A 23452-nucleotide genomic window follows, 5' to 3' on the forward strand; every position below is an offset into this window, starting at 1 on the left:
TGATACCACTGAAAGCGGGGGCTGCTGGGGCTGGAGTGGTGCGTATGAACATCGTGGTCGACCTCAATCGCTGCCAGGCCTACGCGCAGTGCGCGTTCCTCGCTCCCGAGGTCTTCGAACTGCACGGCGAAGAAGCCCTGCTGTACGTCCCCGTCATCCCGGAAGACCAGCGGGAGCGCGTCCACCGCGCGGCGGTGGCGTGCCCGGTCCAGGCCATCCTCGTCGGCGAGGCGGCGGGTGCCGATGTCCGGTGAGCTGCGCGACGGCCGCATCGTCATCGTCGGCGCGTCCCTGGCCGGGCTCCGGGCCGCCGAGACGCTGCGCGAGGAGGGCTTCTCGGGGTCGCTGACCCTGGTGGGCGACGAGCCCCACCCCCCGTACGACCGGCCGCCGCTGTCCAAGCAGGTGCTGCTCGGGCGGGTGCCCGCGACGGACACCGGGCTCCCGGAGCGCCGCCCGGTGGACGCGCACTGGAAGCTCGGCGTGAGCGCCACGGGGGTCGACGGGATCGGCAAGCGGGTCTTCCTCGCGAACGGCGAGGAACTGCCCTACGACCGGCTGCTGATCGCCACCGGTACCCGGGCGCGGCCCTGGCCCAACCCCGCCGAGGCGGCGCTGGACGGCGTGTTCACCATGCGGACCAGCGACGACGCGGCCGGGCTCGCCGAGCGCCTGGACGCGGACCCGCGGCGGGTCCTGGTGATCGGCGCGGGGTTCACCGGCTCGGAGATCGCCTCCGCCTGCCGGGAACGGGGCATCGAGGTGACGGTCGTGGAGCGCGGTCCCGCGCCCCTGGTCGGCGCACTCGGCGGGACGCTCGGCTCGGTCGCCGCGGAGATGCACCGCAGGCACGGGGTGGACCTCCGCTGCGGGGTTCAGGTCACCTCTCTGGAGGGTGACGGCAGGCTGACCGGCGCCCGGCTCTCCGACGGGAGCACCGTCGAGGCGGACGTCGCCGTGGTCGCCCTCGGCGCGGTGCGCAACACCGAGTGGCTGGCCGAGTCGGGGCTCGCCGCGGGGCCGCGCGGGGTGACGTGCGACGCCGGGTGCCGCGCATTCGACATGTACGGCATCGTCACCGACGACGTGTTCGTCGCCGGTGACGTGGCCCGCTTCCCGCATCCGCTCTTCGGCTACCAGCTGCTCGCCCTGGAGCACTGGGGCAACGCGGTCGCCCAGGCCGAGGTGGCGGCCCACAACATGGTCAGCGCGGGGCCGTTCCGGCGGCCGCACCTGGCCGTGCCGACGTTCTGGTCCAGCCAGTTCGGCCACAACATCAAGTCCGTCGGCGTGCCCACCTACTCCGACCAGGTCGTCGTCGCCCAGGGCTCGCTGCGCGAGGCCCGCCTGGTCGTCGTCTACGGCTACAAGGGCCGCGTCACGGCGGCGGTGACGGTGAACCGGGCCAAGTGGCTGGACTACTACCAGACCCTGATCGAGACGGCGGCGCCCTTCCCGCCCGAGCCCGGGGCCGCCGACCGGACGATGCCGATGGTCCCCCTGCCGTCCGACGTGCCCGATCCCGCGGTGCTCTCGCACGGCCCGACGGTCGCCCTCACCGGTCATCTGCCGGACCGGCGCCTGACCCTGGTGCGGCACGGCGGCTGAGGCCGCCGCCGACCGTGATCCACGACGACGAGGAGCCCGCGCGCATGGCCGCCGACACGCTGTACCGAAGGATCGCCGACTACGCCAACCGTCACGATCCCTATCCGCTCTACGCCGAACTCCGCGAGAGCAAGGTGGCCCCGCAGGACGACGGCAGCTATCTCGTCGGCACCTACCACGAGATCAAGGCCCTGCTGCACGACCCGCGGATCAGTTCCGACCGGCGCAACCGCAGCGACCCGGAGGAAGTGCGGCTGGCCACGGAGGTGGCCCCGTCCTTCATCGGCATGGACGATCCCGAGCACGACCGGCTGCGCCGCACCGCGATGCGGCCCTTCGGCCCGCCCCACACCCCCGGCCGGGTCGACGCCATGCAAGGAGAGATCGCCGTCATCGCCGAGGAGCTCATCGCGGGCCTGGCGAAGAAGGAGCGCGTCGACGTCGTCGACGACTTCGCCTACCCGCTCCCGGTCACCGTGATCTGCCGGCTCCTGGGGGTGCCCCAGGAGGACGAGCCGAAGTTCCGCGGCTGGTCCGACGCGATCGTCGGCGGCTTCGACCCCACGCCGGGGGACGATCCCGGCGAGCGGGCGCGGGCCGGAGCGGAGGCCAGGAAGGCGATGGGCGTCTACCTGGGCGGGCTCGCCGAGCAGCGGCGCGGCAAGCCGACCGGCGACCTGCTCTCCGCCTTCGTCAACGACCAGGACCCCGGCGGCGGTCTCTCGCAGATCGACCTCATGGTCACCTCCGTCCTGCTGCTCGTCGCCGGGCACGAGACGACCGTCAATCTGATCACCAACGGCATGCTCACGCTGCTGCGCCGTCCTGACCAGCTGGAGCTGCTGCGCCGTGAACCGGCCCTGATGCCGCAGGCGGTGGAGGAGCTGCTGCGGTTCGAGCCGCCGGTGCAGATGCTGCCCCAGCGCACCCCGCTGGTCGACGTGGAGGTCGCGGGGGTCACCGTTCCCAAGGGGGCGCCGCTCATCCTGGTGCTCGCCTCCGGCAGTCGCGATCCGCAGCGGTTCCGCGATCCGGACCGGTTCGACCCGCAGCGCACGGACAACCAGCACCTGGGCTTCGGCAGCGGCATCCACAGCTGCTTCGGGGCGCCGCTGGCCCGCCTTGAGGCGCAGATCGCCCTCACGGCGCTGCTGCGGAGCCTGGAGGGCCCCCGGCTGGTGGAGGATCCGCCGCCGTACCGGCGCAGCCCGGTGCTGCGCGGCCCCCGGCACCTGCTCATCGAGCACGGCGGAGTGCGCGCCTGACCCGCACGCGGGCCCCGTCCGGCGGCGGTGCGCCCGCTGTCACTCCACGAAGAGGCCCTGCGCGGCCGCCTTCGCGTCGAACTCCTCCAGGCGCGCCTGCGCGTCGGGCAGCCCGTCGCACATGGCCTCCAGCAGGACCCGCCCGAGCAGCATCGGCGCGCACGCGGTGTCGAAGGCGAGCCCCGTGCCGACGGCCGCCGGGAGCAGGACGTCGGAGTGGGCGGCGACCGGCGCGAAGGCGCTGTCGGCGACGGTGACGACGGTCAGCCCGGCGGCGCGGGCGTACTCCAGTGCCTCGACCACCTCACGCGGGTGCCGGGGCAGCGCGAAGCACAGCAGCGCCGTGGCCCCGGCGCGCACCGCGGCGTCGACGCGGTCGGCGAGCATCGTGCCGCCCTCGTCGAGGAGACGGACGTCGGGGTGCACCTTGGCCGCGAAGTAGCCGAAACCGCGGGCCTGGGCGGCCGCGGCGCGCAGCCCGAGCACGGGCAGCGGCCGGGACGCGGCGAGCAGGGCGCCGGCGCGGGCGACGGGGCCGGGGTCGGCGAGCAGCGCGGCGAGGTGCCGCAGGTTCTCGATCTCGGCCTGGACGGCTTCCTGGTACTCGTTGAAGGAGTCGCCGGCCGGCTGCTCCTGCGGGGCGGCGGCGGGGGCCACGTCGCGCAGGTGGCGGCGGAGCGCGGGATAGCCGTCGAAGCCGAGCGCGACGGCGAAGCGGGTCACGGAGGGCTGGCTGACGCCGGCCAGCTCGGCGACCTCGACGCTGGACAGGAAGGGCGCGTCGGCGGCCCGCCGGACGAGGCAGTGCGCGATGCGGCGCTGGGTGGGCGTGAGCCGGTGCGATTCGAACAGCTTCATGAGGCGCGCCGACGCGGTGTCGGTCCCGTCGGCTCCGGTGGCGTTCTCGGTGGCCATGGCGCCCTCTCCGCTCGGCCATTCATGTGCCGATGACTCTGCATGATTCTATGCAGGAGGGCAAGACGCCCCGGCTCACGCCGGCGGCAGCAGCTTCTTCTGCGGCTTGCCCATGGCGTTGCGCGGCAGTTCCGCCAGGAAGCGGACCTTGCGCGGGCGCTTGTGCACCGACAGGTGCCCGGCCACGAAGTCGATCAGCTCGCGTTCGCCGACCCCGTCCGCCACCACGTAGGCCACGATCTCCTGGCCGAGGTCGGCGTGCGGGGCGCCCACCACGGCTGCCTCGCGCACGGCGGGGTGGTCCAGCAGGGCGTTCTCCACCTCGCCCGCGCCGATCCGGTAGCCGCCGGACTTGATCAGGTCGGTCGAGGCCCGGCCGACGATGCGGTGCATGCCGTCCGGCTCGATCGCCGCGATGTCCCCGGTGCGGAACCAGCCGTCCTCGGTGTACGAGGCGGCGGTCGCCTCGGGCCGCCCCAGGTAGCCGTCGAAGAGGGTGGGCCCGGTCAGTTGGAGCTCGCCGATCTCCGCGCCCGGCTCCGCGGCGATCCGGGTGCTGATCCCCGGCAGCGGCAGCCCCACCGAACCCGGGCGGCGCTCGCCGCAGGCGCGGGTGCTGACCGTGATCAGGGTCTCCGTCATGCCGTAGCGCTCGACCGGCCGCTGCCCGGTCAGCGCCTCCAGGTCGCGGAAGACGGGTGCGGGCAGCGGCGCGCTGCCGGAGACCAGCAGCCGGGCGCCGCTCAGCGCCTTCGCGGACTCCGGGTCCTTGGCGAGCCGGCCCCAGACGGTCGGCACGCCGAAGTACAGGCTGCCGCCCGCCGACGCGTACGCCTGCGGGGTGGGGCGGCCCGTGTGGACCAGGCGGCTCCCGGTGCGCAGCGCGCCGAGCACCCCGAGGACGAGGCCGTGCACATGGAACAGTGGCAGGCCGTGGACAAGGGTGTCCTCGGCGGTCCACTCCCAGGCCTCGGCGAGCGCGTCCAGGTCGGCGGCCACGGCGCGGCGCGGGATCAGCACGCCCTTGGGCGCGCCGGTCGTGCCCGAGGTGTAGAGGACGAGGGCCGTGGTGTCCGGGTCCGGCTCCGGGCCGTCCCAGGACCGGCGCTCGGCGGGATCGGCCGGGGGCGCCTCGACGGCGCCGGAGTCGCGCATGATGTGGTCGCGCTCGGCCGGGCCCGCGTCGGGCGGTACCGGGACGACGGGCACGCCCGCGAGGAGGCCGCCGGCCACCGCAGTGACCGTCTCCAGGGACGGCGTCGCGTGCACCGCGACCGCCGGGGCCCCCGCGATGCGCGCGGCGAAGGCGGCCGCGGCGCCGAGCAGGTCCTCGCGCGAGCACGAGCGCCCGTCGACGGTGACCGCGTCGGGGCGGTCGGCGGGGGCGTCGTGGAGCGCGGTCAGCAGGCGCGGCGCGTGTCCGGTCACGGCACGACGATACTGGGGCGGGCCCTGAGAAGGTTCGGGGGTTTCCCCCAGTGTCACGGGGCCGCCCGGTCCGTACGGTGGCGTCATGGACGCCCGAGACCCAGAGCTGCAGAAGGAATTCGCCGCCACCATGCAGGCGCGCAAGGACCTTGGGGAGGAGTACGAGTCGGCTCTCATCGACTCCTTCCTGGAGAAGATGGACCAGCGCATCGACTCCCAGGTCGAGCGGCGGGTGCGCCGCGAACTCGCCGAGCACCAGACGGCGTTCGCCCGCGCGGGACGCCGGGTCGGCCCGGAGGCGCGCGGCCAGGGGGGCGGCCGGTTCGGCGCCCGCTACGGCTTCGGGGCGTTCTCGCTCATCATGGCCATCCCGCTGTCCGCCATCGCCGCCGACAAGGGGGACCTGCCCGGGCTCCTCGTCGCGTGGATCGGCATCGTCGCCGTCAACGCCGCCCATTCGCTGGGCTGGCTGTTCACCGAGCGGGGCAGCGGCCCGCGCCGCGCCAAGGACCCGGACGCCTGGGAGGACTGACGGTCCTACGCGGTGAGCAGCGCCACGACGCGGCGGGCCGCCGTCCGGCCGCGCGCCGCGGCGAAGGGCAGCGGCCCGGCGTCCATGCGGAACGGCAGTCCGTCCGCGCCGAGCACCCGGCCGCCGGCCTCGGCGACCAGCAGGATGCCCGCGGAGTGGTCCCACGGGTTGTCGTACGCGTAGGTGGCCGCGTCGAGCCGCCCGAGCGCGACGTCGAGGTAGTCGCAGCCGGCGGAGCCGCTCGCCCACGGCTTGATGCCGTGCGCGGGCCCCAGTTCGTACAGCCGCCGGTGCTGGTCGGCGGTGAGGTGCGCGGGCCGGGCGCCGGCCACCAGCAGCACCTCCTCCACGTCCTCCGGGACGTCCGCGCGCACCCGCAGCGGCCGGCCGTCGGCGTACGCGCCCTCGCCGCGCCGGGCGGTGGCGAGGATCCCGTCGACGGGCCGGTACGTCCAGGAGGCCAGGAGTTCGCCGCGCGCGGCGAGCGCGACCTGGGTGACGAACGAGGCGTCGCCGCGCACGAAGTTGGAGGTGCCGTCGACCGGATCGATGATCCACACGGGATCGTCGCCCAGCAGCGCCCCGAGCAGCGCGGGATCGGTGTGCACCGCCTCCTCGCCGATGACGCGGGATCCGGGCAGCAGACCGGTGAGGGTGCGCGTGAGGCGTTCCTCGACGCGGCGGTCGGCGACCGTGACGAGGTCCAGCGGGCCCTTCTTCTCGTCGACGTCGCCCTCGGCGAGGCGGCCGAAGCGCGAGAGCGCCTCCTCGTCGGCCACGGCGCGTATGGACTCCTCGACGGCAGAGTACGTCTGTGCGCTGATCACGCGGTCACTCAACCAGAAGAGCGGCCCGCGCGGAGACGCGGGCCGCTCTTTCACAGATTGCGCGGGGACCGCCGCACCCCCGGTCACCCGGGGGGCGGGACGACGGCGGTCCCCGCGAGGGACGTGCGCCGGATCAGGGCCGGGCCACACGTCCTTGGGGTCACCATGGAGGTCCGGGAGCCGCTCCGGAGGTCCTTGGCGCCACATCCGTGGGTGTCGGCCGGGCGACCGGAGTGCCGTCCGCCGACATCCACCAATGTGCCGGAGCCGTGTTAAGCGCGTGCTGCGCGTACGTGACGCGGGTGTACCACTTCCGCGAACCCGTGGCGGACCCGCGCTCCCGGGCCCCGCGTACCGCTTACTTGGCCTCCTCGGCCAGGAAGGCGAGCAGGTCCTGGCGGCTGACGACGCCCGTCGGCTTGCCCTCGACCAGCACGATCGCCGCGTCGGCCGAGCCCAGCACCGCCATCAGATCGGCGACCGGCTCACCGGAGCCCACCTGCGGCAGCGGCGCGCACATGTGCCGCTCCAGCGGGTCGTCGAGGGTGGCGCGCTTGGTGAACAGCGCGTCGAGCAGCTCCCGCTCCACGACCGAGCCGACGACCTCGGCGGCCATGACGTCGGGGTGGCCGGCGCCCGGCTTCACGATCGGCATCTGGGAGACGCCGTACTCGCGCAGCACCTCGATGGCCTGGCCGACCGTCTCGTCGGGGTGCATGTGCACCAGGTGCGGGATGCCGCCGTCCTTGCGGTCCAGCACGTCGGCGACGCGGGCCTGGCCGGAGCCCTCCTCCAGGAAGCCGTAGTCGGCCATCCACTCGTCGTTGAAGATCTTCGACAGGTAGCCGCGGCCGGAGTCCGGCAGCAGCACGACCACCACGTCGTCCGGGCCGAGCCGCTCGGCCACGCGCAGCGCCGCGACGACCGCCATGCCGCAGGATCCGCCGACGAGCAGGCCCTCCTCCTTGGCGAGGCGGCGGGTCATCTGGAAGGAGTCCTTGTCCGAGACCGGGACGATCTCGTCCGCGACGGTGCGGTCGTAGGCGGTGGGCCAGAAGTCCTCACCGACGCCCTCGACCAGGTACGGGCGGCCGGAGCCGCCGCTGTAGACGGAGCCCTCCGGGTCGGCGCCGATGACCTGGACCCGGCCCTCGGAGGCGTCCTTCAGATAGCGGCCGGTGCCGGAGATGGTGCCGCCGGTGCCGACGCCCGCCACGAAGTGGGTGATCTTCCCCTCGGTCTGCTCCCACAGCTCCGGGCCGGTGGAGTGGTAGTGCGAGGCCGGGTTGTTGGGGTTGCTGTACTGGTCCGGCTTCCAGGCGTTCGGGGTCTCGCGCACGAGCCGGTCGGAGACGTTGTAGTACGAGTCCGGGTGCTCGGGGTCCACGGCGGTGGGGCAGACCACGACCTCGGCGCCGTAGGCGCGCAGCACGTTGATCTTGTCGGTGGAGACCTTGTCAGGGCAGACGAAGATGCACTTGTAGCCCTTCTGCTGGGCCACGATCGCCAGACCCACCCCGGTGTTGCCGGAGGTCGGCTCCACGATCGTGCCGCCGGGCTTGAGCTCGCCGCTCTTCTCCGCGGCCTCGATCATCCGCAGCGCGATGCGGTCCTTGACCGAACCGCCGGGGTTGAAGTATTCGACCTTGGCCAGGACGGTCGCCTGGATTCCTGCCGTCACGCTGTTGAGCCTCACCAGCGGGGTGTTGCCGACGAGGCTGATCATCGAGTCGTGGAACTGCACCATTGTCTCCGGGTTCTCCGTGATTGTGAGGCCAGGGTAAGCGGTTTTCCGACGGGGAGCCGCCCGCGCCGGGAACGGGCGTCCCACGCTTCACACCGGTGTTACCTACGCCCCGGAAGGTCCGGATGTAGAGTCACACCGTGGCGCGATCACGACACGTCGCAGTTACGACACCGGGCTTGTACAACCGGGGGGTGAGCAATGCCTGACGAGCGGCACCCGGACAGCACCGGCACGGGCAACGCCGACTACGCCGCCGCCCTGAGCGGCCTGGCCGTGGTGGAATCGGGCCTCGCCTCCGTGCGGGAACGGCTCACGGCGCTCGCCTCCGTGCGCCCGTCGCGGCCGGCCGAGCCGGTGATGCCGGGCGGGATCGCCGAGGTGATCCACGGCGAGGCGGAGCAGCAGCACATGATCGAGCAGCTGCAGCGCGAGGCCCGCAAGGAGGTGCTGACCTTCGTGCGGCCGCCGTACGTCTCCGCCGCGGGCAATTTCGTGCAGAAGGAGCGGCTGGCCGCGGGGGTCCAGTACCGCTCGCTGTACGAGACGACGGCCCTGGTCTACCCCGGCGCGGCCGACATGCCGGGCTTTGTGGAACCCGGGGAGCTGGCGCGGGCGGCGCCGAGCGTGCCGATGAAACTGATGATCGTCGACGCCGAGCGGGCCCTGCTGCCGCTGTCCGGCGGCGCCGACCGGTCCGTGGTCTCCTCCGCCGGCCTGCTGCTGCTCCACCCCTCGGTGCTGGTCGACGCCCTGCTGGAGCTGTTCGAGGACCGCTGGCTGCGCGGTACGCCCCTGCGCATGCCCTCGCTGGGCGACACCGAGGAGGACCCGGAGTTCCCCGGCTCCCCCGAGCTCGACGAGCAGCTGCTGTCGCTTCTGATGTCGGGGCTGCCCGACAAGGCGATCGCCTCCCAGCTCGGGATATCCCTGCGCACGCTGCAGCGGAGGATCCGGGCCCTGATGGAGTCCACCGGCACCGCCAATCGCACCCAGCTGGCGTGGTTCGTCGCGCAGCAGCGCCTGACCTGAGTCCTGCCCGGGTCGCGGTTGCGGCGGGCATCGGACGGGGCAACAAAGTCTTGTACGGGTGCGGGCCACGAGGGCCGGCACCCGACGCGGGAGGTGGACGTTGTCCAGGGCAAGGGTGGCGCGGCGGATCGCGACGGCCGCCGCGTACGGAGGGGGCGGCATCGGGCTGCTGGGCGGTGCGGCGGTCGGCCTGGTGCTGACCGAGGCCGCGCTCGCCCGCAGGACCGTGGGCGGCTCCGACGCCGTCCCGCCCCGCGCGGACGGGGTCTACGGCGCCGCCTTCGCGCTGAGCACCGACGAGCGGCCCATCGTGCTGGCCCTCATGGGCGACTCCACGGCCGCGGGCCAGGGGGTCCACCGGGCCAGCCAGACGCCCGGCGCGCTGCTGGCGTCCGGGCTGGCCGCGGTGGCGGAACGGCCGGCGCGGCTGGTCAATGTGGCCAACCCCGGTGCGCAGTCCGACGACCTGGCCCGCCAGGCCGATCTTCTGCTGGGGGGCGGTCCCGGTACCGCGCCCGATCTGTGCGTGATCATGATCGGCGCGAACGACGTGACCCGGCGCATGCCGCTGGCCGTCTCCGTACGGATGCTGTCCGACGCGGTACGGCGGCTGCGGGAGGCCGGCTGCGAGGTGATCGTCGGGACCTGCCCGGACCTGGGCACGATCGAGCCGGTCTACCAGCCGCTGCGCTGGATCGCCCGCCGGCTGAGCCGCCAGCTCGCCGCCGCGCAGACCATCGCGGTGGTCGGGATCGGCGGCCGCACCGTGTCACTGGGAGATCTGCTCGGGCCGGAGTTCGAGTCACGCCCGCGCGAGATGTTCGGCCCGGACAACTACCACCCCTCGGCCGAGGGGTACGCGACCGCGGCCATGGCGATGCTGCCCACCCTGTGCTCGGCGTTCGGGCTGTGGCCCGAGGAGGACGAGCGCCCCGACGCCCGGCGCGGCGAGGGCTTCCTGCCGGTGGCCCAGGCCGCCGCGGAGGCGGCGGGCGAGGCCGGCACCGAGGTCACCGCTGCGGCCGGCACGGTCTCCGGCCCCCGCGGCCGCTGGGCCCTCCTCAAGCGCCGCCGCCGGCGCCGCCTCCCCGACACGACCGAACCGGCCCCCACGGCCGAGGCCGCGGCGGAGGCCGCCCAGAACTGACGCCTCCCGCGGCCGCCCGGCTTCGGGGGCGTGCCCGGGGAGGGGCAGGCCCCGAAGCCGCCGCGAGACGTCATCGCCCTCGGAGCGCCCGGGACCGGCGCCGCCCGACTCCGGCCCGGCGCATGCCGGCAGCGCCGCGGGAGCGCGTCCCGCCGACAGCCCGGTCCGACCGCACGGCGGCCGGAACCGCGGGGTCAGCCGGCCTTGCGCTGGTTGAAGCGGAGCAGATTGCCGGAGGGGTCGCGGAAGGCGCAGTCACGGACGCCGTACGGCTGGTCCATGGGCTCCTGGAGGACCTCGGCGCCCGCGGCCCGGATGCGTTCGAAGGTGGCGTCGACGTCACCGGTGGCGAAGATGACCCCGCGCAGCATGCCCTTGGCCAGGAGCTCGGCCATCGCCTGCTTGTCGGTGTCCGAGGCGTTGGGGTTCGCGAGGGGCGGTTCCAGGACGATGTCGACACCGGGCTGGTCCGGGGAGCCGACCGTCACCCAGCGCATCCCCTCGAAGCCGACGTCGTTGCGGACCTCCAGGCCGAGCACGTCACGGTAGAAGGGGAGCGCCTTGTCGTGGTCGTCGACGGCGATGAAGCACTGTGAAAGCGTGATGTCCATGCGGTTCACGCTAGGACCGGGCGGCGTTTTTCGCCCCTCCGTTCCTCACCGGCCTGGTGTACAGCTTCGCGATGCACGCCGGGATCGGCGCGCCCGGCTCGTGGTCGCGGGCGCGGTAGGCGCTCGGGGTCTCCCCCACGAGCTCGGTGAAGCGCGAGCTGAACGAGCCCAGCGACGTACAGCCGACCGCGAAGCACACCTCCGTGACCGTCAGGTCGCCGCGCCGCAGCAGGGCCTTGGCCCGTTCGATCCGGCGCGTCATGAGGTAGCTGTACGGGGTCTCGCCGAACGCGGCGCGGAAGCTCCGGGCGAAGTGCCCCGTCGACATCAGCGCCTGGCGGGCCAGCGCCGGGACGTCGAGCGGCTCCGCGTAGTCGCGGTCCATCGCGTCGCGGGCCCGCCGCAGCCGTACCAGGTCGTCCCGATTCACCCGTTCAGCATCCCATGCGCGGTCCCGGAGCCACCAGCACGGACCACCAATGCTAAGCAAGCGCTCAGAAAGAGGCCCGTGTCACAGCTCCCAGGCCGTGACTCGCTCCGCTACGTACAGGTAACTTCCCAGAGAGTCCAGCCGTATCTCCGCCGCCTCGACGAGGAGTCGCGATGCCCGAAGCCGTGATCGTCTCTGCCGCCCGTTCCCCCATCGGCCGGGCTGTCAAGGGGTCCCTCAAGGACCTGCGCCCCGACGACCTGACCGCCACGATCATCCAGGCGGCCCTGGCCAAGGTGCCGCAACTGGACCCGCGCGAGATCGACGACCTGATGCTGGGCTGCGGTCTGCCCGGCGGCGAGCAGGGCCACAACCTCGGCCGGATCGTGGCCGTGCAGATGGGCATGGACCACCTCCCGGGCTGCACGATCACGCGCTACTGCTCCTCCTCCCTGCAGACGACCCGGATGGCGCTGCACGCCATCAAGGCGGGCGAGGGCGACGTCTTCATCTCGGCCGGCGTCGAGACGGTCTCCCGCTTCATCAACGGCAGCTCCGACGGCATGCCCGGCACCCACAACCCGGTCTTCGCCGAGGCCGAGGCCCGCACCGCGGCCCGCGCCGAGCAGGGCGGCGGCGAGTGGCACGACCCGCGCGAGGACGGGCTGCTCCCGGACGCGTACATCGCGATGGGCCAGACCGCCGAGAACCTGGCGGCCATCAAGGGCGTCACCCGCGCCGACCAGGACGAGTTCGGCGTCCGCTCGCAGAACCTGGCGGAGGAGGCCATCAAGAAGGGCTTCTGGGAGCGCGAGATCACCCCGGTGACGCTGCCGGACGGCACCGTGGTCTCCAAGGACGACGGCCCGCGCGCCGGGGTCACCCTGGAGGCCGTGCAGGGCCTGAAGCCGGTCTTCCGCCCCGACGGCACGGTCACCGCCGGCAACTGCTGCCCGCTCAACGACGGCGCCGCCGCGCTGGTCATCATGAGCGACACCAAGGCGCGCGAGCTCGGCATCACCCCGCTCGCCCGGGTGGTCTCCACCGGCGTCTCGGGCCTCTCCCCCGAGATCATGGGCTACGGCCCGGTCGAGGCGTCCCGCCAGGCCCTGCGGCGCGCCGGGCTGACCATCGACGACATCGACCTGGTCGAGATCAACGAGGCCTTCGCGGCGCAGGTCATCCCGTCCTACCGGGACCTGGGCGTCGACATCGACAAGCTCAACGTCAACGGCGGCGCGATCGCCGTCGGCCACCCCTTCGGCATGACGGGTGCCCGCATCACCACCACGCTGATCAACTCGCTGCAGTGGCACGACAAGCAGTTCGGCCTGGAGACGATGTGCGTCGGCGGCGGCCAGGGCATGGCCATGGTCATCGAGCGCCTGTCGTAGCGAGGACCCCCGCGACGTCGGACACCTGTTCGAGACACAAGTCGCAATCGAACCGCCCCCGGGATGTGACCTAATCCCGGGGGCGGTCGTTTACGCAGCTCAGGGGCGTGTCACCCGGTTGGCCCAAGACTTAGGACCCACCCATTTCGTGACGTTCCGCACTGCAGAGGCCATGGATTCCGGTGCAGAGTGGTGGTGTACAGGGGGCCAGGCTCGGGAAAGCACAGTCGGGAGTACGCCAGTGAGCGCCATGTTCCTCGTCCTGCTGACGGGCGCGGCAACCGCCGTGGCCGCCGGCTCCGCCGCGCTGTTCGCCACGCGCGGCGTACGTCGTGACGTCGCGGCCCTGCGCGCGGACCTGGCCGAGGCCCGTGCCGCACGGACCGCGGTGCCCGCCGCACGCACGAACCCGGACACCGAGGCCATCCGCACGGCTGTCGCCGACGCCCTCGCCGACGAGCGGGAGCGCGAACTGGCCGAGGCCCGGGCCTTCTGGGCCGCCCAGGAGGCTCCGCTGAGCTACGGGACGGGCGAGTCCGGGGAGGCCCTCGTCGACCCGCAGCTCGACGCCCAGCTCTTCGGCGGCCAGGGGACCGGCCCCGGTCCCGGTGCCGCCGGTGCCGACTACGAGGTGCTGCCGTACGGGCCCTTCCTGCCCCGCCAGGCCGACTTCGCGGGACTGGAGCCCGGCGGTCCCGTCGGGCCGGTGCCCTTCCGGCACCCCTCCGACGCCGAATTCGGCGTCCCGGCACCGGTCGTGGCCAACCAGGAGCAGACCGCCGAGCGCCTCTGCGAACTCGCGGACCTGCGGATGCCGCTCGCCGATGTGCGTCCCGGCCCGCTCGGCACGCTCGACGTGTACGTCTTCGCCGACGGCACCACGCTCTGCATGACCCCGGGCGACCGGGAGACCTCCGAGCGCCTGTGCGAGGCCCTGGACCGCGGTGAGTCCCCGGTCCTGCTGGGCGGCTCCGCCGTGGCCGGCGGCTACGCGCTGACCTTCACCTACGGCGAGGAGTCGGTGTACGTCCTCGCCGACCGGGTGGTCGCCTCCCTGTAGCCGGCCCGCCCTACGGACCGCAGCGCGCGGCCGTGTCCCCGATCCGGGACACGGCCGCGTCGCGTACGTGCGCCAGTTCGGGGTGCGGTTCCAGCGCGGCGGCCAGGTCGTGCGCGGCCACGGAGATCTGGTCGCCGATCACGAAGATCCCCTCGTCCGGCATCAGCAGTGGTTCCCGCCCGGGGAACTCGATCCGCTGCGCCTGCGCGGCCAGTTCGCGGGCGAGTTCGAGGCCCGCCCGGGCCACCTCGCCGCGGAGCCTGCTCTGCGGCAGGGAGCGGTAGCGCGCCGCCAGGAGTCCGGCGGCGTCGCGGAGCGTCGTACAGTCCAGCACGGCGGCGAGCCTACCGGTGCGTACACACAACCGACCGCGTTGCACTGTTGCCATTGGTCGACGGCTCAGGCACGGTGGGGTGACCGGAACGCATACCGGAGGCGCCGATGTCACAGACCTTCTCGGAAGAGACCCACCGGAACCTGCTCTCCCACATCCCGCACTGCACCGGCCGCGAGATCGGCGAATGGCTTCGCACGGTCGACGACGGACCCGCATTCCTCCGCTTCGAAGAGAAAGTCAGCTGGCTCCGCAGCGAGCACGATCTGTCCTACGGGCACGCCAAGGCCATCGTCCACGAATACGACCTGAGGCGGGCCGCGCGGAGGTTCGGCTGACGCGCCTCCCCTTCCGCACATGCGAACGGGCCCCGAAAGGCACTGCCTCCGGGGCCCGTTGAATGTCCGGCGCGGGTCGGCGCACCGGGCGGTGCGACTAGTCGTCGCCGCGCAGGATCGCGATCAGCCGCAGCATCTCCAGGTAGATCCAGACCAGGGAGAGCGTGAGGCCGAAGGCCGCCATCCAGGACTCCTTCTGCGGAGCGCCGTACCGGATGCCGTCCTCGATCTGCTTGAAGTCCAGCGACAGGAAGAACGCGCCCAGCGCGATCCCGATGATGCCGACCACGACGCCCAGGCCGCCGCTGCGCAGGCCGAGGCCGTCACCGCCGCCGATCATCGCGACGATGAGGTTGACGAACGTCAGGATGACGAAGCCGATCGCGATCGCCATGCCGATGCGGGCGTAGCGGGCGGTGACCCGGATGAGACGCGTGCGGTACGCCACCAGCATGCCGACGAAGACCGCCATCGTCCCCAGCACGGCCTGCAGCGGGATGCCCGGCCACATGAAGTTGAAGATCTTGCTCCAGACGCCCAGGAAGACGCCCTCGAAGGCCGCGTAGCCGAGGATCAGCGCGGGCGAGGCCTCGCGCTTGAACGACTGGATCAGGCCGAGGACGAGCGCCACCAGCATGGCGCCGATGCCGAGCCCGTAGCTCTTCTCCGACACCGGCAGCGCGAACCACGCCACGAGCGCGCCGAGCACGACCGTGCCCAGGGTCATGGAGGTGCGCATGACGACGTCGTCCATCGTCATCCGGCCGGCCTGCGCGGGGGCGGCCGGCGGGGCCTGGTACGTCGTGTCGTAGGGGTTGGTGCCGGCGTACGGGTTGCCACCCGCGTACGGGTTGCCCTGCGTCTGCGGCTGGGCACCGCCGAAGCCCGCGTAGCCCTCCCCGCGGGAGAACCCCCGCCGGGAGAAGACCGGGTTGCTGCTCCTCATCTGTCACTCCTCCATGGCCGCGCGATACGGCTTCGCACCAAGAGTAATGGCATGGCAAAGCGGGCCGGCTAGTCCTCAAGGAGGATCTTTTCGCCCCCCACCACGCACTGCCACCACGCCTTTCCCCGCATCCGGCGCGCCACACCGCCGGGGCCCGAACGGCGGGTGCCGGGGAGGGGCCGAGCCCTCCCCGGCACCCGCCGTCAGCCGAACACCGCTCAGCGGCGCGTCAGGATCTGGCTCAGCACCTCGTGCACGTAGGTGTTGGCGTGCTTGCCGGTGAAGCGGTTCGCGAGCGGGCCGGCCGCGGTCACGGGGACGTCCACACCGGTGTGACCGGAGGTGGTCCAGTCGATGTAGAAGCTCTTGTCGCTGCCGTGGATGCTGAACGGACCGTCCTCGGCGGAGACGCCGGTGCCGGACTCGTCGTTCGCGTCGGCCTCCTCGACGGCCAGGCCGCCGGTCTCGTGGTCACCGGTGACGACCAGCAGGGTGTCCGGGTGGGTGGCGACGTAGGCGCGGGCCACCGCCACCGCCTTCTCCAGCTCCTGCATGGACTGCAGGACGCGGGTGCCGTTGTTGGAGTGCGCGAACTCGTCTACGCCCTCCTCCTCGACCATGAGGAAGAAGCCCTTCTTGTTCTTGTCCAGCGTGCTCAGGGCCTTGCTGGTCATGGTGGACAGGCCGACCACCGGGTTGTACACGTCGCCCTGGCCCTCGGGGCGCTGCTGGAACATCTCCTCGTTGGAGAAGAGACCGAGGAGCTTGCCGCCCTTGGCGCGGGCGAGCTGGTCACCGTCGGTGACGTAGTTGTAGCCGGCCTTCTGGGCCTTCTCGATCAGGTCGCCCTTGGTGCCCTTGCTCGCCTCGGAGGGGTCCTCGGCGGGCTGGTCCTGGAAGGCGCCGGGGCTGCCCGCGGGCAGCCACCAGTCCTCGCCGCCGCCCAGGATGACGTCGGGCTTGCTGACCTCGATGTACTGACGCGCGATCTCGTCCTGCGCCGACCGGTTGGCGGTGCTGGAGAAGAAGGCGGCCGGGGACGCGTCGGTGACCTGGGCGGTGGTCACCAGGCCGGTGGCCTTGCCTGCGGCCTTGGCCTGCTGGCCGAGGGTGGCCAGCGGGTTGCCGTCCACGTCGACGCTGATCGCGCCGTTGTAGGTCTTCTCACCCGTGGCCCACGCGGTGGCCGCCGCGGCGGAGTCGGTGACGACGGCCTTCGGGTCGTCCGGCTCGGTGGTCAGCTGGCCCGAGTACGGGAGCTTGTCCATCGCGAGCTCGCCGTTGAGACCGCTCAGGTGCAGGCGCGCGGCCTGCCGTGCGGCGGCACCCATGCCGTCGCCGTTGATGAAGATGACGTTCTTCGCGGCAGGGGCCTTGCCCTTGCTTGCGGCTTGCGGAGCCGTAGCCGACGCACCCAGCGTCGGGTTGACCACCATGGTCACCACCGCGGCAGCGGCAGCGGCCGCCACGGGCGCGGCGAACCGCCGGACCCTGCGAACACCCACGGACACAACGACCTCCGTTGCTCACTTGCCATTACTTGAGTGTGAACATAGGAGCCTTAGGGGGAAGGTTGACTAAGAGCAGATGTCCAGTACACGACGGAATCATCAGGTGACGGTAAACGCGCGGGCCCGGACTTGTCCGTACAGGTCGTACGGCATTTCACCGGAGTGACGCACGTCGCACCGCCCTGTCCGGCCACTTCGCGCGGATCACCGCGTCGCGGGCCGATGTGGATGCGCACAGCGCAACGGGGCCGGAAACGCCGGAACGCCCGCCCGGAGGGCGGGCGGACGCGTCCCGGAGCGACCGCGCGGTTCAGTCGCGGTTCGCGTTCGGCAAACGAATGGTGAAGTCGTCCTCGACCGGCGGGTCCAGCTCCTGCTCGCGCAGACCGGTCGCGGCGAAGCACCGTACGCGTACGGCATCGGGGCTGACGTCCAGCCGCAGGAAGCTCTTGAAGAACGGCGGGCTGTACGTGGCGGAGCCCGGGGAGAGCAGCCGGGTGAGCACCCGGCGGACGGGGAGGCGCAGCCGGCGCCCGCGGTCCGGGCGGGACGGCGCGCCCAGGACGCTCGCGACGAAGCGGGTCCGCAGCGTCACCCGCGCGCCGGTGGGACGGGTGGCCTTCATGCCCAGGCGCCGGGCGAGGACCGCGGACGCCTCGTCCGGGGTCAGGTCGAACAGGCGGCGCAGGTGCAGCCGGCGGCCGTAGAGACGGCTGTAGAACGCCAGGGAGTCGCCGCGCATCGGGTAGCAGCGGAAGCGGTCCTCGGTGACGCCGCCGACCTCCACCCGGGGGATCGTGTGGGTGGCGTGCATGAAGGCGCCGCCACCGCCGGAGACGAGGTACTCGATCCTGCGGCCGTCCACATCGACCGGGTAGTGCTGGTAGTTGTGGATGTCGCCGCCGATCGCGGCGACGAAGTTGTGCTCCGGGTCGCGGACGATCTCGTCGACCGTGCCGCCGCCCTCGATGGCGCAGGGGTGGTGCTCGCCGTCCACGTAGATCGGGGAGCCGGTGACGAGGATCTTGGGCCGGGGCCCGAGGGAGACCCGGCGCAGCCACTCGCCCTGCTCCCGGTCGATGTCGCCGAGCAGCCCGGTGTCGATGCCTATGATCCGTATCGGCCCCGAGTCGATCGCCCAGTACGGGCCCGGCTGGGACGCCGCCTGCGAGGGCGCGGAGCGCAGCAGCCGGGCCTCGTCGAGGCGGGCGTCGTCCGGCACCGCGGGCTTCGCCCACAGCAGGGTGCGCCACCAGGCGGGGGTCAGCGGCCGGGGACGGGGCGCGGCGGGCAGCCCGGGGGCGCGGCAGAACACCCGCATGAAGCCGGTGAGTCCGTCGTACCAGTCGTGGTTCCCGGGGATGGCGTAGATGGGGGCGTCGTAGTCCCGGTAGGGCCGGAAGAACTTGGTCTCGTACTCGTTGGCGTTGCCGACGGGGTAGAGGACGTCGCTGCAGATCACCGCGTAGCGCGTGCCGGCCCCGGCCTTCAGCAGCCCGGGCACCACGGCGTACTGCGGGTCGTCGCCCTCGCCGGTGTCCCCCAGGACGAGGAAGGAGTACACGTCGGGATCGTCCCGCTCGATCACCAGGTCCGCGGTCGCGGCGCCGCGGTCCGACTGGCCGCTCATCCACCGCTCCCGGTCCCGGCCGGTCGGGTCGCCGAACAGCGAGGCGAGCGGGCCGTTGCGGGCCTTCCACAGGGTCACCGGGTCCAGCCACGACAGGTTGACCACGCGGGCCGGCATCAACTCCTTGTAGGAACCGGGCTTCTGGCTCTCCCAGCCGGCACCGGCCAGGGAATCACGCGAGGAGTCGGACACGGGCGCACTGTAGCAACCGGGCCGGGCCCCGCCACCGGCGCCCGAGCCGTCTTCCTCGTACACGGCGCGGCGGCCCTACGCGAGGGCCGAGCCGCTCTTCCACTGCTCCCAGGGCATGTTCCAGCCGTTGAGGCCGTTGTCGGGGGCGATCGTGTGGTCGTGGGAGTGCTTGACGACGACCACGTCGCCGATGAGGGAGTTGTGGTAGAACCACGCCGCGTTCTGCCCGGGGTCGCCACCGCCGCGGACGTCGTTCAGGCCCACGCAGCCGTGGCTGACGTTGGAGTGCCCGAAGACGGAGTCCGGCGCCCAGTAGTTGCCGTGGATGAAGGTGCCGGAGGTGGACAGGCGCATCGCGTGCGGGACGTCGGGGATGTCGTACTCCCCCGCGTATCCCACGGTGGCGCCGTTCATCCTGGTGGAGACGAGCTTCTGGGAGATCACCATCTGCCCGTTGTACGTGGTGCTGCCCGGCGCGCCGGAGGTGATCGGGATCGTGCGGACCGTGCGGCCGTCGCGGACGACGCGCATGGTGTGCCCGGCGGCGTCGACGGTGGAGACCTGACGGCGGCCGACGGTGAAGCGGACCGTCTTGTCCTGGGTGCCGTAGGCGCCCGCCGCGCCCTTCACGCCGTCCAGGCGCAGGCTCAGGGTGACCCGGGTGTGCGCCTTCCAGTACGTCTGCGGGCGCAGGTCCAGGCGCTGGTCGCCGAACCAGTGGCCCACGACCTCCTGGCCGCTGTCACTGCTGACGCGTATGCCGTGTTCGACGGCCCTCTTGTCGGTGACCGGCTTGTTGAAGGTCACCGACACGGGCATGCCGACACCGACGGTAGAGCCGTCCTCGGGGGTGAACGTGCCGATCAGGCGCTCCTCCTTCGCGAGCGTGGTGAAGGACAGGCGCCGGGTCTGTGCCCGGCCCGCTTCGTCCGAGGCGCGGACGACGAGACGGTACGAAGTGCCGTAGGCCAGGGAGGAGTCCGGGGACCAGCGCCGGTGGTCGCCGGCCACGGTCCCGCGCACCGGCTGTCCGGCCGCGGTGCTGAGGTCGACGGACGAGATCCTCCCGCCGGACACCTCGACGTCGCCCGCGCCGCCGACGGACGCGTGCCGCTCCCCGTCGGCGGCGCCCGTGGCGAGCCGGAAGGCGGCCGCGGCCCGCGGCTGGGACGAGGACGCCCCGGACGGCGCTGTGCCCTGCGCGGTGGGCGCGGTGCCGGGCTGCGCGCCCGCGCAGGCGGTGAGCATCGACGCCCCGAACACGGCAAGGGCGAGCACGGTCAGACGGGGAAGGGACGGCACGCTTACTCCTGTGGACCGCGGAACTGTCATCGGGCGAGAGAGGCCGCGTCGCCCATGACGACGACGGGGTGGTCGGCGGGGTCGAGGGCCCGCAGCAACTGCTTCATGTGCGTCTTGGAGAGGCTGACGCAGGCGTGTGTGGCGCCGCCGTGGTCGACGTGGATCCATATGCCCCCGCCGCGGTCCGCGCCCATCGGCTGGGCGCCGTTCATCGGTGACGTGCCGGGCTGCCGGTTGTAGTTGATGGCGATGACGTAGTCGAAGGAACCGGCGAGCGGTTCGCCCTCGATGCCGGTGCCGCTGATGGAGAAGGCACCGGAATGGTGGTAGGGCAGCTTGGTGCCGGGGTCGGGCAGGCGTCCGCCGGCGTCGGTGAGACCGAACACCCCTATGGGGCTGTGCAGGTCGCCCGCGTAGTGCTCCTCGGTCCAGCCCTTGTAGCCGTTGTGCGCGGCCCACAGCGCCCCGGGACGCCAGCCGCCGTCGGCACGCTCGTAGAGCACGACCTTCGAGGACGCCGAGTTCTTGCCGGCTCCCGTGACCAGGACGACCTGCCGGGCGTCGGCCGGGATGCGCGAGAGGGTCCTGGGACCGAGTCCCGGCAGCCGGGCGGGGAGTTCCGGCCCCGGCGACACCGCCGGTCGTGCTGCGGCGGGGGCGGCGGCCGGCTGCCGGGCCGCCGGGCCGGCGGCGTCCTGGACGACCGAGGCCGTCTCGGGGGCCGGGATGGGGTTGCCCTCGGGTATGTGGTGGTACGCGGCGATCCCCAGCGCGGAGACGATGACCGCCGCGGTCGCCGATATGTAGGGCCTGTGGAGGCGCATGAGTGCAGGCTTTCTCAAGACGACGGGGAAATTGAGGGGCCCCCCGTGGCGGGGCCCGCAGTTCCGGACGACCGGACGGTGTCCGTGGGAGATGCGGCACACCTGGCGTCCCCGCCCGTGCGACGGGTACGGCCCTGGGCCGCGGAGGTGGTCTCACAGCTGTTCAACCGGGCGGACGCCGAAGCGGGTTGCCTGGACGGCGAGGATCCGGCCGCAATGCCGGGGCGTGTTCGTCGCGGGAGAGGCCGCCGCCGGGGACGTGGGTCATCGCCCGGAGATCCGCCGTGTCGTATCAGCGGCAGATCTCCGGGTCGGTCATTCGGTGTTCGCCGTGTTCAAGCCGCCCTCTCGTGCCCCTTCCGGGCCGCGCGGCTCGGCTCCCGGCTCAGCGGCGAGCGTTCTTCGGCACGGTGATCTGGTGCTCGCCCCAGCTCATCCGGGTGGTCGCCGCATAGTTGACCGTCGTGCCCGCGTCGAGGCCCGCATCCTTGGCCCTGGCCGAGGGCCGGACCAGCAGGAGCTGCTCGCTGAGCATCGCGCCGGTGGACGCGTCCACAACCAGTCGCTGCTGCGTGATCCCCAGCGGCGTCCGGTAGGTGACGGGGAAGTCGACCCCGACGCCCTCGCGCCCCAGCGGATCGGTGACCCGCCCGACCACCCGGACTCCGGGCAGGTCCGCCATCACCCGGTACGCCGCCGCCCGGACGCCGGGCTTCACGGGCATCGTGACGAGGTTGCCCGCCTGGCGCAGCATCCAGGCACTGCGGCCCGAAGTGCCGCTGTCGGTGCCGTTGTCCTGCGCGTACAGCCGCTCCAGGTAGCGGCGCAGCTGTCCGCTGGTGGAGGGCAGCGCGCGCAGATCCTTGTAGGAGACGTTGTTCGGGCCGACGGCGTAGATCTTGTCGTCGACGTTCGTCCGCAGGACCATCGGCCGCCCGGTTCCCATCGTGTAGCCGAGCCTGCCCGTCCCGGCCTTCTTCGCGACCTCGACCTCGACCGTGCGGGGCGAGCCCGCGGCATGCCAGCGGGCCTCGTCCGCCGCGGTCCGGGGCTCGGTCACGGAGTCCAGGCCGGAGACCATGAGGCTCCCGGTTCCGGGGCGCACGCCTACCGACCACTCGTCGGTCGACGTGCTGCGCACGGCGAAGAGCTGCCCCTTCGCTTCGGCCACCTCCACGTTCTCCGAGCGCGTGGTGGTCTGCCAGTACGTTCCCTCGGCGACCGAGGTCTCCGCCTTCTCGGCCGCGCTGAGCAGTTCGAAGTTGCCGTCGACGCGGATGTCCGCGCCGGCGCCGGGCCCCTGCGTTCCGGCGGAGGACCGCGGCCGGGCGGTCGGCCGGTCGGCCGGCCCCTGCCAGTCGACCGCGCTCACGGCCACCACGGACGCCGCCACCGCCGCGAGGGCCACCGCTCCCAGCGGCCGGAACCCGCTTCTCCGGCGCGGCGCGAGGAAGCGTGCCGCGCGGCCGTCCGTCGCGCCGGCGACGATGCGCGCGAGGTCCTCCCGCTGCCGCGTCGGGTCCGCCAGCCGGGACGGATCCAGTTCGTCGGGCCGTGCGTCCGCGAGCACCTTCATGACGTCGGGCCTCCCGGACGGCTTGTGGGTGTTCTTCACGCGGGTGCTCCTTCGCGTTGGGTGGGGTAGGAGGGGGCCTCTGCGGGAGGTGCGGACGTCGCGTCCGGCACGGGTGCCGCCTCCAGGGCTCTCTCCAGACGGCGGCGGGCCCGGTAGAGCCGGACGGTCAGCGTCGCGGTGGTGCAGTCCAGGACCCGAGCGGCCTCCTTGGCGCTCAGGCCGTGCCAGGCGATCAGCGTCAGCAGTTCCCGGTCGGCCTCCGGCAGGCTCGCGAGCGCCTGCAGCGCGATGTGCCGATCGGTGACCACCGCCGCGACGTCACCGACGTCGGTCTCGGCGCCGCTGCTGATGCGCTGTGCTTCCTCGGCCGCGAGAAGGTACTGGTGGGCGTCCCGGCGACGCAGTTCGCGCACCAGGTTGCGGGCCACGCCCAGGAGCCACGGCAGTGCCGGATGGGGAATGTCCCGCACCCGCCGCCAGGCGACGGTGAACGTCTCGCTGGTGATGTCCTCCCCCACCTGCCGTCCGACGAGGCTGGTGGCGTACGCAAGGACACGCGGATGGCACTCCTCGTAGACGTCCCGGAAGCGTTGATCAGGTGTCACGCGCCGTCCCCTCATCTCGGCTCTCTCACCAAGCAATGAGCGCAGCGGCCCGTTTCTTACATCCCGAACCGGAAATTCCACGGATGTGGTCCACATCACGCCGGAGGGCCGGCCCCGGTGCGCCGCCGGCGGCGCGTCCCGGGGCTCCGGCGCGGACGCGTGGCGGCTGCTCCGCGGGGCCGGCGGGGATCACGCCGACCG

23 protein-coding genes are annotated in these 23452 nt (G+C 72.7%); 9 read left to right on the forward strand and 14 right to left on the reverse strand.

All coding sequences use genetic code 11. The annotated features are described in order from the left end of the window. The first annotated feature begins 44 nt into the window (after window positions 1–44). The 3 genes from ACWDAS_RS16635 to ACWDAS_RS16645 are packed head-to-tail and all read left to right on the forward strand — an operon-like array spanning window position 45 to window position 2873. Window positions 45–254, forward strand: coding sequence for a ferredoxin (locus ACWDAS_RS16635; protein WP_450390799.1), 210 nt, complete (start codon window positions 45–47; stop codon window positions 252–254). After that, the gene (locus ACWDAS_RS16640; RefSeq protein ID WP_450390802.1) at window positions 244–1608 is read left to right on the forward strand and encodes an NAD(P)/FAD-dependent oxidoreductase; all 1365 of its coding nucleotides are present in this window, start codon (window positions 244–246) and stop codon (window positions 1606–1608) included. Before ACWDAS_RS16635 ends, ACWDAS_RS16640 begins: the two co-directional genes overlap by 11 nt. A gap of 44 nt (window positions 1609–1652) precedes the next feature. Continuing rightward, window positions 1653–2873: a cytochrome P450 gene (locus ACWDAS_RS16645; protein ID WP_450390805.1), complete on the forward strand. Its 1221-nt coding sequence runs from the start codon at window positions 1653–1655 to the stop codon at window positions 2871–2873. A gap of 39 nt (window positions 2874–2912) precedes the next feature. Here the strand turns inward: ACWDAS_RS16645 and ACWDAS_RS16650 are convergent, their stop codons facing one another. Further along, complete coding sequence (locus tag ACWDAS_RS16650; RefSeq protein ID WP_450390808.1) at window positions 2913–3788, reverse strand: MurR/RpiR family transcriptional regulator; 876 nt, start codon at window positions 3786–3788, stop codon at window positions 2913–2915. 75 nt (window positions 3789–3863) lie between these two features. Beyond that, window positions 3864–5216 carry an acyl-CoA synthetase gene (locus tag ACWDAS_RS16655; RefSeq protein ID WP_450390810.1) on the reverse strand — a complete coding sequence of 451 codons (1353 nt, stop codon included), beginning with the start codon at window positions 5214–5216 and terminating at the stop codon, window positions 3864–3866. Between the two features lie 85 nt (window positions 5217–5301). On the opposite strand from ACWDAS_RS16655, the gene ACWDAS_RS16660 reads away from it, so the two are divergent. Further along, complete coding sequence (locus ACWDAS_RS16660; RefSeq protein ID WP_450390813.1) at window positions 5302–5748, forward strand: hypothetical protein; 447 nt, start codon at window positions 5302–5304, stop codon at window positions 5746–5748. Window positions 5749–5753: 5 nt separating this feature from the next. Here ACWDAS_RS16660 and ACWDAS_RS16665 read toward each other — a convergent pair whose 3' ends face one another. Both ACWDAS_RS16665 and ACWDAS_RS16670 read right to left on the reverse strand, forming a co-directional pair. Next, window positions 5754–6575: an inositol monophosphatase family protein gene (locus ACWDAS_RS16665; RefSeq protein ID WP_450390816.1), complete on the reverse strand. Its 822-nt coding sequence runs from the start codon at window positions 6573–6575 to the stop codon at window positions 5754–5756. 358 nt (window positions 6576–6933) lie between these two features. Further along, window positions 6934–8319, reverse strand: coding sequence for a cystathionine beta-synthase (locus ACWDAS_RS16670; RefSeq protein ID WP_450391170.1), 1386 nt, complete (start codon window positions 8317–8319; stop codon window positions 6934–6936). A gap of 201 nt (window positions 8320–8520) precedes the next feature. On the opposite strand from ACWDAS_RS16670, the gene ACWDAS_RS16675 reads away from it, so the two are divergent. Both ACWDAS_RS16675 and ACWDAS_RS16680 read left to right on the forward strand, forming a co-directional pair. Continuing rightward, window positions 8521–9351, forward strand: coding sequence for a helix-turn-helix transcriptional regulator (locus tag ACWDAS_RS16675; protein WP_450390819.1), 831 nt, complete (start codon window positions 8521–8523; stop codon window positions 9349–9351). A 115-nt stretch (window positions 9352–9466) separates the two neighbouring features. Next, window positions 9467–10498, forward strand: a complete 1032-nt coding sequence (locus tag ACWDAS_RS16680; protein WP_450391172.1) for an SGNH/GDSL hydrolase family protein — start codon at window positions 9467–9469, stop codon at window positions 10496–10498. Window positions 10499–10692: 194 nt separating this feature from the next. Here the strand turns inward: ACWDAS_RS16680 and ACWDAS_RS16685 are convergent, their stop codons facing one another. Both ACWDAS_RS16685 and ACWDAS_RS16690 read right to left on the reverse strand, forming a co-directional pair. Beyond that, window positions 10693–11109 carry a VOC family protein gene (locus ACWDAS_RS16685; protein WP_450390822.1) on the reverse strand — a complete coding sequence of 139 codons (417 nt, stop codon included), beginning with the start codon at window positions 11107–11109 and terminating at the stop codon, window positions 10693–10695. 10 nt (window positions 11110–11119) lie between these two features. Beyond that, window positions 11120–11539, reverse strand: coding sequence for a helix-turn-helix domain-containing protein (locus ACWDAS_RS16690; protein WP_450390824.1), 420 nt, complete (start codon window positions 11537–11539; stop codon window positions 11120–11122). Between the two features lie 173 nt (window positions 11540–11712). Between ACWDAS_RS16690 and ACWDAS_RS16695 the strand changes: the two genes are divergently transcribed. Together ACWDAS_RS16695 and ACWDAS_RS16700 are read left to right on the forward strand one after the other, a co-directional pair. Then, a complete protein-coding gene (locus ACWDAS_RS16695) occupies window positions 11713–12933 on the forward strand; it encodes an acetyl-CoA C-acetyltransferase (protein ID WP_450390827.1) in 1221 nt (406 codons plus the stop codon). 241 nt (window positions 12934–13174) lie between these two features. Further along, window positions 13175–13993 (forward strand): hypothetical protein, encoded by an 819-nt coding sequence (locus ACWDAS_RS16700; protein ID WP_450390830.1) that lies wholly within the window; start codon window positions 13175–13177, stop codon window positions 13991–13993. A gap of 10 nt (window positions 13994–14003) precedes the next feature. On the opposite strand, the gene ACWDAS_RS16705 is transcribed toward ACWDAS_RS16700, so the two are convergent. Then, window positions 14004–14327: a hypothetical protein gene (locus ACWDAS_RS16705; protein WP_450390833.1), complete on the reverse strand. Its 324-nt coding sequence runs from the start codon at window positions 14325–14327 to the stop codon at window positions 14004–14006. Between the two features lie 107 nt (window positions 14328–14434). On the opposite strand from ACWDAS_RS16705, the gene ACWDAS_RS16710 reads away from it, so the two are divergent. Then, window positions 14435–14665 (forward strand): DUF4287 domain-containing protein, encoded by a 231-nt coding sequence (locus ACWDAS_RS16710; RefSeq protein WP_319161564.1) that lies wholly within the window; start codon window positions 14435–14437, stop codon window positions 14663–14665. Window positions 14666–14762: 97 nt separating this feature from the next. On the opposite strand, the gene ACWDAS_RS16715 is transcribed toward ACWDAS_RS16710, so the two are convergent. The 7 genes from ACWDAS_RS16715 to ACWDAS_RS16745 all read right to left on the reverse strand — a co-directional run bounded on the left by ACWDAS_RS16715 (window position 14763) and on the right by ACWDAS_RS16745 (window position 23251). Beyond that, a complete protein-coding gene (locus ACWDAS_RS16715) occupies window positions 14763–15611 on the reverse strand; it encodes a Bax inhibitor-1/YccA family protein (RefSeq protein WP_450390837.1) in 849 nt (282 codons plus the stop codon). A gap of 218 nt (window positions 15612–15829) precedes the next feature. Continuing rightward, window positions 15830–17116 (reverse strand): alkaline phosphatase, encoded by a 1287-nt coding sequence (locus tag ACWDAS_RS16720; RefSeq protein ID WP_450390840.1) that lies wholly within the window; start codon window positions 17114–17116, stop codon window positions 15830–15832. Window positions 17117–17432: 316 nt separating this feature from the next. Next, entirely contained in the window at window positions 17433–18944 is a 1512-nt protein-coding gene (locus ACWDAS_RS16725; RefSeq protein ID WP_450390843.1) for a metallophosphoesterase family protein, read from the reverse strand. A gap of 75 nt (window positions 18945–19019) precedes the next feature. After that, complete coding sequence (locus ACWDAS_RS16730; protein ID WP_450390846.1) at window positions 19020–20246, reverse strand: L,D-transpeptidase; 1227 nt, start codon at window positions 20244–20246, stop codon at window positions 19020–19022. Between the two features lie 26 nt (window positions 20247–20272). Further along, window positions 20273–21070: a L,D-transpeptidase family protein gene (locus ACWDAS_RS16735; RefSeq protein WP_450390849.1), complete on the reverse strand. Its 798-nt coding sequence runs from the start codon at window positions 21068–21070 to the stop codon at window positions 20273–20275. Between the two features lie 385 nt (window positions 21071–21455). Then, on the reverse strand, window positions 21456–22685 hold the full coding sequence (locus ACWDAS_RS16740; RefSeq protein WP_450390852.1) for a CU044_5270 family protein: 1230 nt from the start codon (window positions 22683–22685) through the stop codon (window positions 21456–21458). Next, on the reverse strand, window positions 22682–23251 hold the full coding sequence (locus ACWDAS_RS16745) for an RNA polymerase sigma factor (protein ID WP_450390855.1): 570 nt from the start codon (window positions 23249–23251) through the stop codon (window positions 22682–22684). Before ACWDAS_RS16745 ends, ACWDAS_RS16740 begins: the two co-directional genes overlap by 4 nt. Window positions 23252–23452: the final 201 nt, after the last annotated feature.

The organism is Streptomyces sp. NPDC001070 (assembly GCF_053598835.1).